This window comes from Mesoplasma lactucae ATCC 49193, from assembly GCF_002441935.1.
Lineage (GTDB): Bacteria > Bacillota_I > Bacilli_A > Mycoplasmatales > Mycoplasmataceae > Edwardiiplasma > Edwardiiplasma lactucae.
In genome coordinates this window covers 366,438-378,118 of sequence record NZ_CP023668.1, presented here as the reverse complement: position 1 = coordinate 378,118, position 11,681 = coordinate 366,438, and the positions used below count along the sequence as shown (strand labels likewise).

Annotated in this window: 12 protein-coding genes and 2 tRNA genes; 13 read left to right on the top strand and 1 reads right to left on the bottom strand. The window is 29.1% G+C overall.

Annotated features, from left to right (window positions below):
* Window positions 1-51: 51 nt before the first annotated feature.
* Complete coding sequence (locus tag CP520_RS01660) at window positions 52-354, bottom strand: HNH endonuclease (RefSeq protein ID WP_096862749.1); 303 nt, start codon at window positions 352-354, stop codon at window positions 52-54.
* Window positions 355-513: 159 nt separating this feature from the next.
* On the opposite strand from CP520_RS01660, the gene CP520_RS01655 reads away from it, so the two are divergent.
* The 13 genes from CP520_RS01655 (at window position 514) to CP520_RS01595 (ending at window position 11,594) form a co-directional block, all read left to right on the top strand.
* Entirely contained in the window at window positions 514-843 is a 330-nt protein-coding gene (locus tag CP520_RS01655) for a hypothetical protein (RefSeq protein WP_096862748.1), read from the top strand.
* 1,731 nt (window positions 844-2,574) lie between these two features.
* Entirely contained in the window at window positions 2,575-3,072 is a 498-nt protein-coding gene (locus CP520_RS01650; RefSeq protein ID WP_096862747.1) for an LSm family protein, read from the top strand.
* 20 nt (window positions 3,073-3,092) lie between these two features.
* On the top strand, window positions 3,093-4,577 hold the full coding sequence (nusA, locus tag CP520_RS01645) for a transcription termination factor NusA (protein ID WP_096862746.1): 1,485 nt from the start codon (window positions 3,093-3,095) through the stop codon (window positions 4,575-4,577).
* Window positions 4,578-4,583: 6 nt separating this feature from the next.
* Window positions 4,584-4,856, top strand: coding sequence for an RNase P modulator RnpM (gene rnpM / locus CP520_RS01640; RefSeq protein WP_096862745.1), 273 nt, complete (start codon window positions 4,584-4,586; stop codon window positions 4,854-4,856).
* A complete protein-coding gene (locus CP520_RS01635; protein WP_096862744.1) occupies window positions 4,856-5,167 on the top strand; it encodes a L7Ae/L30e/S12e/Gadd45 family ribosomal protein in 312 nt (103 codons plus the stop codon). Before rnpM ends, CP520_RS01635 begins: the two co-directional genes overlap by 1 nt.
* Window positions 5,168-5,184: 17 nt before the next feature.
* A complete protein-coding gene (gene infB / locus CP520_RS01630) occupies window positions 5,185-7,083 on the top strand; it encodes a translation initiation factor IF-2 (RefSeq protein ID WP_096862743.1) in 1,899 nt (632 codons plus the stop codon).
* A 31-nt stretch (window positions 7,084-7,114) separates the two neighbouring features.
* Complete coding sequence (gene rbfA / locus CP520_RS01625; RefSeq protein WP_096862742.1) at window positions 7,115-7,465, top strand: 30S ribosome-binding factor RbfA; 351 nt, start codon at window positions 7,115-7,117, stop codon at window positions 7,463-7,465.
* Between the two features lie 109 nt (window positions 7,466-7,574).
* Window positions 7,575-8,105, top strand: a complete 531-nt coding sequence (locus tag CP520_RS01620; protein ID WP_096862741.1) for a Vmc-like lipoprotein signal peptide domain-containing protein — start codon at window positions 7,575-7,577, stop codon at window positions 8,103-8,105.
* A gap of 61 nt (window positions 8,106-8,166) precedes the next feature.
* Window positions 8,167-9,036: a tRNA pseudouridine(55) synthase TruB gene (gene truB / locus CP520_RS01615; protein ID WP_096862740.1), complete on the top strand. Its 870-nt coding sequence runs from the start codon at window positions 8,167-8,169 to the stop codon at window positions 9,034-9,036.
* Window positions 9,037-9,067: 31 nt separating this feature from the next.
* The gene (locus tag CP520_RS01610; protein ID WP_096862739.1) at window positions 9,068-9,838 is read left to right on the top strand and encodes a hypothetical protein; all 771 of its coding nucleotides are present in this window, start codon (window positions 9,068-9,070) and stop codon (window positions 9,836-9,838) included.
* Window positions 9,839-9,949: 111 nt separating this feature from the next.
* Window positions 9,950-10,216, top strand: coding sequence for a 30S ribosomal protein S15 (gene rpsO, locus CP520_RS01605; protein WP_169835702.1), 267 nt, complete (start codon window positions 9,950-9,952; stop codon window positions 10,214-10,216).
* A gap of 766 nt (window positions 10,217-10,982) precedes the next feature.
* Window positions 10,983-11,056, top strand: a tRNA-Gly gene (locus CP520_RS01600).
* Window positions 11,057-11,520: 464 nt separating this feature from the next.
* Window positions 11,521-11,594, top strand: a tRNA-Gly gene (locus tag CP520_RS01595).
* Window positions 11,595-11,681: the final 87 nt, after the last annotated feature.

Below are 11,681 nucleotides of genomic sequence, written 5' to 3'. Positions count from 1 at the left end.
ATACCAATCGGTAATGATTGGTATTTTTATTGATTAAATTAAATAACTAAATTATTTAGTTGCACATTTTTTGTGCATTGGTTGTAAGTTTTTAGGATCGTTGTTAGTTGTATCTCCATCAATGTGGTGTACAAATCATGGGTTTGATTCTAATTCTTGTTCTTTTTTCATTTGGTTAGCTCTTAACATAGCTTTACCACATTTAGGACATGCTTTAGCACCGTTGATTTCTTCTTCACCGTGTCCCATTTCTGCTAATTCTTTTCTTTGATTGTCATCAACATGAGCTTTGTAGTTATCAAAAACACTTTCGCTGTTAATTTTGTCAAATTTTCCTCTATCGTCTGATCTCATAAATCAACACTCCTTTTTTTCATATTACTTAATTTTAATTATAACTTCTTCTTGATTTGTTTTATAGTCCTAATTAATTCTTAGAATTACTAAAAAGAAATAATCTTAACTCAACTTTTAAGTTAAGATTAAAGATAACAAAAGAAATGAGGGAATAATATGCTTAAATGAGGTGAAACTCAATCAACAAATGGTGAACTTACTCTAGAAACTACTACACCACCACTTTCTCCAGTGAATCCGAAAAACTATGACACTGAAGTTGGACTTCTTTTTGGATTTGGGGGATTTTTCTTAGCAGTAATGTTGTTTTTAATTGGAGTAATGGTTTATAAATCATTAAAAGTTAAAAAACAAGTTGTTGAAGATCCAAAATTTAACATCAAATCATATCGTCGTGAAATGATTTGACTTGGAGTTGGAATTGTTATTTGTTTTATTGCAAGTTTAGTTATGTTTATTGTTGGTGGAGTTATTAATAATAAATAAAAAAACAAATTAAAAGTTATCTTTAAACTATTTTAAGATATGATTAAGAAGTCTCTTGCGACTAGCTGTCCGCTTGAGATTTTTTTATTTCAAAATTATTTCAAAAAAGTGTTATTAAAGAACTTCTTTTCAAATTAGGCTTGAAGTAAAATTAAAGGGTGCATAAGTTCTTGGACTTGCTTATGTAACTAACTAGAAAAATTCGCTAAATATATCAAAACAAAAAAATAAAGTCCATCAAGCCGCAGGGAATCTTGCGCACATTCAAAATCAAATTAGTATTATTTAAAAAATCTATTATTCTATTTTCATATGAGTTTAAATTGTTATTATGTTTTCATTATTTAAACCTCCTTTCTTAATTTTTATAAGAGATTGTTCATTAGTATTTCATAGCTTAACAATCTTTTTCTAATAGAATATATTTTCTATCTTGTAGTTTCTTAAAAAAGAAAAAACAAATTAAAATAATAATGAAGTGGTTGCTTTCAAGGTATTTCCTTTTTTTAAAAACCTTAAAATAAATATTTAATTTATTAATTAATCACTTCAAAAAATAACTAGAGTATGGCCTATAGTCGTAGCTCTAGTTATTTTTTTACTTATAGCGTGAAAAACAAATAAAACTTTGTAAAAACTCTTGCTATAAAGAGTGTGGATGTTATAGAATATTAACCGTGAGGTATTATGAGCCTCACAATCCCGCGCTAAAAATGGTGGCTAGTAGACGCTTAACTAGCCATGGTGTTGTATTTATAAAAAATAATCTAAACCATCCTGTCACGGTTTAGATGTTCTATTAAACATTTTAAAAAATTATGATAAAAACATACCCTTTGTCAGTTATGTTTTTATTGTTGATAATAATAAACTCCTTAGGCGTTTTTGAACTTAGTGTTAACTATAATCCCGTCAGAAACGTATTGGACTAGTAAAAATTTCCAAACTTCTCAAATATAACTGGTAGATATTATTTGAGAAACATAAAGTTTAATTAATAAAAATTAGTTGCAAATAATTTTTATTAATCAGAACTTTTAATATTTGTACAAATATTGTTAAACAAGTTTCTAATAATGGCTTGTTTAAGCATTAAAAACTTAAAAATTCTCTTTGTCTATTAATGTTGTGGTTATTAATCAAAGAAATTTTAAACATTTTTAAAGCCAAGAAAGATCAAAAGTCTTTCTTGGCTTTTTTCTTTTTAACTAAGCCACAAAGAATCTTTGAATACAATATTCTTGAAATAAGATAATTAAGATACAATATTGGTTGTGAAGAACCGCTTTTCTTCACACCGATTAGAAAGATTAGTTGTATCACCATCTCTTTTATTTAAGGCAAATAAAAAATCTCAATGGTGTTATTCTTATGTAACTTTTCTGTTCTTTTCAAACTTAAGTCTTAATTAATTAAGAATTGATTTCGCCTCAGTTCTTTTTTAAAAGGATTTATGCTTCTTATTTCAAGATGAGGAGAATAATCTTGATTTAAGAAAAAAATGATATTAATAATTTCAATAAGTTGTTATGCCAAAATAATTTATTAAAACGTTTTTATCATTTCGAATTCGAAAAAACCAAAGGAGTAATTAACCTTTGGTTTTTTCTTGTTTTAAATGTTGAAAAGAAAAACTTTTAAGTATACAATAAAAGAAATCTTAAAAGTGAAATATCTTTGAAAGGAAGCTCATTTGAGCTTCCTTTCTTATTGTAAGAAAAGAGGGATGACATGATTGATATTAAACAAATTGAACCAGAAATTAAGAAAGCGATTCAACCAAGTTTGGATGAATTAAATTTAAATGTTTATGAAATTAACATTGTAAATGATTTAGAAGATAACACTTTACAAATTTTGGTTGAAGATAAAACAGATCCACAAAAACCAATGGACTTTGATTTAATTGTTGGGTTAACTGAAAAAGTTTCTCAAGCATTAGATGGGTTAAATAATTTATTTCCAGAAAACTACTTTTTAGAAGTTGCTAGTGCTGGAATTGAAAAACAAATTAGAAGTGAAGCTGAATTGCAAAAAGCAATTGGAAGTTATGTTCATGTTGAATTCAATGAACCTGAAAAAGGAATTGATAGTTTTGATGGGGAAATCAGTTCATGAAACCCAGAAACTGATGAATATGAATTTAACTTTTTTGTGAAGGGTGCACCAAAAAAACGCAAAGCGAAATTTGATGACATCCGTTTTATTCGCTATGCGGTTAAATTTTAATTGAAGGGAAATGATAAAAAATGAAGAATACTGCTGAAATTTTAGAAGCATTAACACAAATTGCTACCGAAAAAGAAATTGATAAAGAAGAAGTTATTGAAGGAATTAAAGAAGGATTTAAAAAAGCTTACGAACGTTTCTTCGATCCTGAAGCTGTGACTGAAGTTGACTTTGATGAACAAACTGGAGCTATTAAAATGTTCTTATTATTAAAAGTTGTTCAAAAAGTTGATGATGATTGATTAGAAATCGGAATCAACGAAGCTAAAGATGAATTTGGAGATAATGTTGCAATTGGTGATGTTGTAAAACGTCCTGTTGAATTTGAAGATGAATTTTCACGTTTAGCGGTTCACCAAGTACGTCAAATCGTGCAACAAAAAATCCGTAGTTCTGAAAGAGAAAGAATTTATAACAAATTCATCGATAAAGCTCATGAATTATTAACTGGTAAAGTTGTTGGGATGAATGACCAAGGAACTGCTTATTTAGTTGATGTTGATGGAGTTAATGCTTCACTTTGAAATAAAAAATTAATTCCAGATGATGAATTTGAAGTCGGAGACTTTGTAACTTTCTATGTTGAAGACGTTGAAAAAGACAACCGTTTCTCACAAATTCAAGCATCACGTACTGCACCAGGTTTCTTAAAGAAAATCATTGAAAGAGAAATTCCTGAAGTTGCTGATGGAACTATTGAAATTATGGGAGTTTCACGTCAACCAGGAGTTAGAGCTAAAGTTGCTGCTATTTCTCATGACGAAAACATTGAACCAATTGGTTCAATTGTTGGTCCTCAAGGGTCAAGAATTACTAACATTTCAAACCAATTAAACGGAGAAAAAATTGATGTTGTGGAATGAAATGAAGATATTAATAAATTCATCATGAATGCAATGGCACCAGTTAGAGTTGTTTCTGTTGATGTTGATGAAGAAAACAATGAAGCTGATATTATCGTTCCTGATGAACAATTATCATTAGCAATCGGAAGAAACGGAATTGCTGCAAGAATCGTTGCTAACCTTTTAAAAATGAAAATTAATATTCTTTCAGTTTCTCAAGCACAAGAATTAGGAATTCCTGTGCAATGAAATGGAAACATTACAGAAGAAGAACTAACTTCAAAAGACTTCTTAGATGCAACTAATCGTCGTAAAAATAAAACTAATCAACCATCAAAACCAAACTTTAAAAATAATAAAACTTCACAACGTGCTAACTATGATCCAATTGCAGATCTTGAACAAGAACTTGAACGTTTCCAAGCTGAATTAGCAAAAGAAAACGAAACTCATGAACAAAAACAAGAACAAAAATTTGCACAAGAACAAGTTAATCATGAAGAAGAAAAAATAGAAGAAGACATCAAAGAAGTTGAAACTAACTTAGATGAAATTCAAGAAAACTTAAAAGCTTTCGAAGAAATTACTTCTGATGATGAAGAAGATGAAGATGAAGACTTCGATGATGAAGACTTCGATTCATACTATGATGAAAAATAATTTTTAATGAAACAAAAACAACCAATTTTAAGAAAAGAAATTGTTAGTGGTAAATTACTACCAGCAAATGAATTAATTAGAGTGGTCAAAACAAATGATGGTAATGTTTTTGTGGACTCTGATAAAAAAGCTAATGGACGTGGTGTTTATATTCAACCAAAACCAGAAGCAATCCAAACTGCAAAACAAAAAAAACTTCTAGAACGTAGTTTAAAAACTAAGATTCCTAGTGAAGTTTATGACCAATTAATTGTTGAAATCAATGAGAATTGAGATTAATGACTAATAAAGAAAAATTGTTAAATGCGATTGGACTAGCAATCAGAGCTAATCAAGTAGTTTATGGTCAAAGACTATTAGAAAAAATCACAAAAGATCAAGTTTATGTAGTCATTATTGCAGATGACATGGGAACTACCCAAAAAAAGAAACTACTTAATAAAGCTAGTTTCTACAAAATAGAAGTATTAGATGAGTTAATTTCAAAACCAGAATTAAACAAGTTATTAAATAAAGATAAAGAGTTTGAAATTTCTGCGATTGGAATTACGGATAAGAACTTGGCAAATCTCATCAAATCTTATGAATAATAAAGGAGATGTAGAGTATGGCTAAAACCAAAAAAGATATCAATAAAGATAACAAAGCTAACAAGTCTAAACGTGAAATTGAACGTCAAAGAAACGATAGACATGCAAAAGCGATTAAAAATAAATTAAAAGAAGAAAAAACTACAGGATTAGTTGATGGTGTTTTTGTTTATACAGGGCCTTTAACAATTGCTGAATTTGCAAACAAAATTAATAAACCAGTAACTGAAATTGTTAAATATTTCTTCAAAAAAGGAATGATGCTAAACCAAAACTTCATTTTAAATGAAGACCAAATTGGGGAATTAGCATTAGAATACGGATATGACTTTAAAAAAGAAAATTCTGTAACAAAAGAAAACTTATTAGAAACATTTGAAGTTGAAGATACACCTGAATCTTTAGTAGAACGTGCACCAATTGTGACTATTATGGGTCACGTTGATCATGGGAAAACTACTTTATTAGATGCATTAAGACATACAAACGTAACTAAAGGTGAAGCTGGAGGAATTACTCAAGCAATTGGTGCTTATCAAGCAATAGCACCAAGAAGTAAGAAAAAAATTACTTTCATCGATACTCCAGGTCACGAAGCGTTTACTGAAATGCGTTCACGTGGTGCTAATGCCACTGACATCATTATTTTAGTTGTGGCTGCTGATGATGGGGTGATGCCTCAAACAGAAGAAGCCATCGATCATGCTAAAAATGCTGGAGTACCAATTATTGTGTTTATCAATAAAATGGACAAACCAGATGCAAACCCAGATAGAGTTAAATCTGAATTAATGGAACGTGGAATTGTAACTGAAGAATGAGGAGGAGACATTCCTTTCATTGAAGGTTCAGCTCGTGAAAACATCGGTTTAGATGATTTATTAGATACTATTTTACTAGTAGCTGAAGTTGAAGACTTAAAAGCAAACCCTAATAAATTTGCTTCTGGAGTTGTAATTGAAGCTCACCTAGATAAAGCAAGAGGACCTGTTGCTTCAATCTTAGTTCAACAAGGAACTTTAAGATTAAGAGACATTCTTGTAGCTGGTGGAACTCATGGAACAATCAGAGATATCCGTGATGATAAAAATAAAGCAATTACTCAGGCAGGACCATCAACTCCTGTCCAAATTGTTGGATTAAATGAAGTTCCTCAACCAGGAGATAAATTCTTAGTTTTAAATGATGAAAAAATTGCTCGCGATATTGCTGAAGCACAAGCTCAAAAAATTGCTCGTGATGCAATGCAAGGATCTAAAATTGTAACTTTAGATTCAATTAAATCTCAAATTGAAGAAGGAGATTTAAAAAACTTAAACATTATTGTTAAAGCTGACACTCAAGGTAGTGTTGAAGCCTTGAAATCTTCATTAATGAAATTAGAAATTCCGGGAGTAACAATTGATATTATTCGTTCTGGAGTTGGAGCGATTACTAACACTGATGTAACCTTAGCACAAACTGCTAACGCATTACTTTACGGATTTAACGTTCGCCCAAGTAGTGAAGTTCGTCAATTAATTGATGAACGTGGAGTTGATTTACGTTTACACAACATCATTTACAAAGTAATTGAAGAATTAGAACAAGCAGCAAAAGGATTATTAGATCCAGAAATGGTTGAAAAAATTGAAGGGGATGCTGAAGTTAGAGCAACTTTTAAACACTCAGCTGTGGGAACAATTGCTGGATGTCAAATTATTGATGGAACTATTCATAGAAAAGACAAAGTTCGTTTAATCAGAAACGGAGTTGTGATTTATGATGGGGAAATTGCTGGATTAAAACACGAAAAAGACGACATCAAAGAAGCTAAAAAAGGTGCTGAATGTGGAATCACTATTAAAAACTTTAACGATATTAAAGTTGGCGATGTCATTGAAGCATATAAAATCGAAGAAGTTGAAGTAAAATAAGGATATATAGATTAAAAGGAGATTTTAAACTATGAAAAATCCAAAAATCCAAGGAAGAAAAGAATCTTTAATTGCGCGTGAATTAACAATTATTATTACGCAAAAATTAGAAGATCCAATCTTGAAATCTGTTTCGATTTCAGAAGTACGTTTAGTTCATGATAATGAAGTTGCTAAAGTTTATTATTCATTTATTAAATTCTCAGGACAAGATATTAACCGCGAAGTTGTTGCACGTCATTTAGAAGAAAATGAAAAGAAAATTCGTATGATGTTAGCAAGTAAAGTTGATATGAGAAGAGTTCCTGAATTAGAATTCATTTTCGATGAATCATTAGAAAATGCTAACCGCATTAACGAAATCTTAAACGAAACTAAATAATATATCAAAGCTCCTAAAAAGGAGCTTTTTTTATTCTCTAACTTAGATTATTCTCATTGTTTTTCATTACTTGATAAAATATATTTAAATAAATTAAGGTGAAATAAAAATGAAAAAATGATTAGGGTTTTTAAGTTCGATTGCTTTACTTTCAACAACCACAACAACTGTTGTTAGTTGTGGTGAAATGAGCAGTGTCAAAAAAGATGCAATTGGACAAGATCCTAAGGATAATTGACTAGGATATAACGTTGTAAAGAAAAATATTTATTATAAAACTGAAACCTTATCATTCGATGAAGCAAGGTTATTAGGCCTTTCTTATAAAGGCAATCGTATAGTGAGAGAAGCTGGTAAACCTGATAGATTAGAAACAGCTTATTTTAAAGGTAATTCTTGAATAAATAGAAGAGCAGAAACTAACAATTGAACCAATAACAATAAGCCATATGGTTCAAAAGATTACTTAAATTTAATTGGTTCTTTTAACGAATATAACGGAACTGTTTTAATGAATTTCAAATTAGCTGGAAACTTTAAAGTTAAAAAAGGTGATACATTAGTTTTTGCTTTCACAACTGATGGTGGAATGATTCAAGAAAATAAATTAGTGTTAACTTTTGTGAACGGAATGAACTAATTTCTATAAATAATTAATCCTTGATAAAATAAGTAGAGTTAAGAATTGAGGGAAATAAATTATGAACAATTCAGGAATTTTTATAGTTGATAAACCTCAAGGGATTACAACTAATAAACTAATCCAACAAGTTAAAAGAAAACTAAACTTGAAAAAAGTTGGTCATGCTGGAACTTTAGATCCATTAGCAACTGGAGTTGTGATTGTTTTAGTAAATAGTGGAACTAAACTTTCAGATTACTTTTTAAATCAAGAAAAAATTTATCAAGTAAAAGGACAATTATATACTGCAACTGATAGTTTTGATTCTGATGGAAACATCACTGAAACTGATGAAACATCACATGTTACTTTAAAACAATTAGAACAAGTAATCGATAAATATAATGATTATGAATATGAACAAATTCCACCAATCTTTAGTGCAATTAAAGTTCAAGGCAAAAAGTTATATGAATATGCTAGATGCGGGGTTAGTGATGTTGCGATTCAACCAAGAAAAGTTCATATTAAAAAAGTTGAGCTTTTAAGCTTTGATGAAGAAATGGGAATTTTCGAATTAAGAGTTGAAGCAAGTAAAGGAACTTATATTCGTAGTTTAGTTGTTGATATCGCACATGATTTAAATACTTTAGCTCATGTAACTGAATTAAGAAGGTTAAAATCAGGTGTTTTTGATATTAACCAAGCAAAAACTTTAGATGATTTAGAATTAAAAGATTTAATTTCAAATTATGATGCAGTTAAACAAAACGAATATCAAATTTATGAATTAAACAAAGAAGAATTTGATGATGTTATTAAGGGTAAAAAAATCAAATTAGATTTAGAAAAAGAGAGAGTCTTTTTAAGTTATAACAATGAAATCATTGCTTTATATGGTAAAGAAAATGATTATTATCGTAGTTTAAAAGGAGGTTTTAGTGTTTAAACTAAAACCAAATTAAAAGGGGAAATAAATAATGGTAATTATTAACGGGGATATCAATGATATTCAAAAAATTCCAGGTTTAAAAAAATCAATTGTTGTAGTTGGTAATTTTGATGGAATTCATACACACCATGAAAAACTATTAAGAAAAGCACAAGAACTAGCCATTAAAAATGACTTACAACTTGTCTTAGTTTCTTTTGACCGTAGTTGAAGAACTTTGTTCAATCAAGAAGACGACCGTATTTTAAAAAAAGAAGAAAAGATTGAAATTATGGATGGCTTTTTTGCAATTGATTACTATATTGAACTAGAAGTTAACGAAAACTTAAAATCTTATCAACCAAAACAATTTATGGAATGAATGAAAAAGACTTTAAAATGTCAAATGGTAGCTGAAGGTTCTGATTTTACTTTTGGAACTAATTCAAAAGGCACTGTTAAAGAATTAAAAGAATTCTTTGGTGATGATAATGTTTATGTCATGAGACGAAAAAACTTAACAACTTCATCAACTAAAATTAGAAAATTAATAGCTGATGGGAAAGTTGATAAAGCCAATAAACTTTTATATTCACCTTTTAAAATCTATTTTGCAACTGAGGGTAAAAGAAGTCGTGAGATTATTTATCCAAACATCAAAATTAAAGAAGGATATTATCAAGCAAAATTGAATGATAAAGTTAATGCAGTTTTAAGAATTGATAATAAAGCAGCCATTTTAATTAGTAAAACTGGTGAAATTGAAGAACCAGTAATTTATGCAATTTTAGAGAAGAAAATTAGTAAACCAACTAAATAATTTATGTTAATATATCTAAGTGATTGTTTTTACGAAGTTTAGATTCTTCCCTTAGAATCCTTACTTTGTTAAGACATTTGAGAAAAACACAAGAGAAAGGGAAATTACATTATGGTAACAAAAGAAAGAAAAGCAGAATTAATTCAACAATTCGGTGGATCAAATAAAGATACAGGGAGACCAGAAGTGCAAATTGCTATCTTAACAGAAGATATCAACAACATGACTGATCACTTAAGAACTCACAAAAAAGACGTTCCTACTCGTAGATCTTTATTAAAAAAAGTAGCACAAAGAAGACACTTACTAGATTATCTAACTAGAAAAGATGTTAACCGTTACAAAGACGTTATTGAACAATTAGGATTAAGAAAATAATTTAAGCCTATAAACCATGAAAACCTACCAAATTTGGTAGGTTTTTTATTTGCATTGTTTTATTTATCAACAAGATATTTTAGTAATATCTTGTTGAATGTTTTCAAAATAAAAGTAGAATAAAAATGTGAAGACGTTAATACTCTAGGAAACTGGAGAAAAGAGATAAAAACAATATCATTAGATTATTATTTTCTTTTAAAAATCTATTGTAAAAATCATAATTCATTATAAAATAGTAAAGAAGAATGAATGCCCGTTTTGCTTCGTTAGAAGCGTAAACACATCAAAAGAATCCGAAAGGATTCTTTTTTATTTAAAAAAGTACGCGTTACCACTGCCGCGTACTCAAAATTTTTATTTAATTGTCTTGCTTTATGACAAGATAATAACAATTATAATAACTGTTATTAGACTTACAACTAAACTTAAAGTTTTCGTAAATTTTACTTCCATTTGGAGGTTTCACCTCCTCACAATATGAAAGAAAAATTGACATTTTAAAGAATGAATGCCCGTTTTTTCTTTCAGGCGAATCAGCACAGTGGTAGTGAAACACCATTAATCATTCTATATGATAAAATCCTTTATTTCTCGCATTTTTATTTAGAAAAAATGAAAAAGAAATTTAAAATAATTTGGGATTTTTTTCAGTTTTTCCCTTATGTTTTTCAAAATCAGAGAAATTTAATCATTTTGACAACTTTTTAAAGAAAAACCGTTGACACAAATATTGAGAATAAGGTATTATAAGGAAGTGTTAAACGCAGGTGTAGTTTAATGGTAGAACTTCAGCCTTCCAAGCTGACTGTGAGGGTTCGATTCCCTTCACCTGCTCCATTAAGAAATTTATATCAGGGCAACTAAGCGGAGTTGCCCTTTTTATTTGTTTTGAAGAGAGTAATGGATCATGAAAACTAATAGTTCCTTTCAAGGGCTATTTTTTTATTTTCATCTTGAAAAATAGAAGTTAAAGCATAGAATATTAATTAAGCGGATATGTTTAATTAAACTACAGTGGAAGTTTTGTTAAGCAAAATTCTAAACCTCTTAAACTAAAAACAAAAAACTTTTTCTATGGAAGGCACATCGCCCCTTTAATCTGGTGCTATAAAGCATCAGATTTTTATTTTAAAATGAAATTTTAGGGATATAATAATTATGAAAAAGTAATCTTTGCTAGCATCCTTTATGGATGCTTTTTCTTTTCTAAAAATTAAGAAATTTAATCATTTTGACAACTTTTTAAAGAAAAACCGTTGACACAAATATTGAGAATAAGGTATTATAAGGAAGTGTTAAACGCAGGTGTAGTTTAATGGTAGAACTTCAGCCTTCCAAGCTGACTGTGAGGGTTCGATTCCCTTCACCTGCTCCATTTAAGAAAACATAATGATAGCCACGATAAAACGTGGCTATTTTTTTATTTTGAAAAATAAAACTAAGTTATAATTTTAATAGTGAA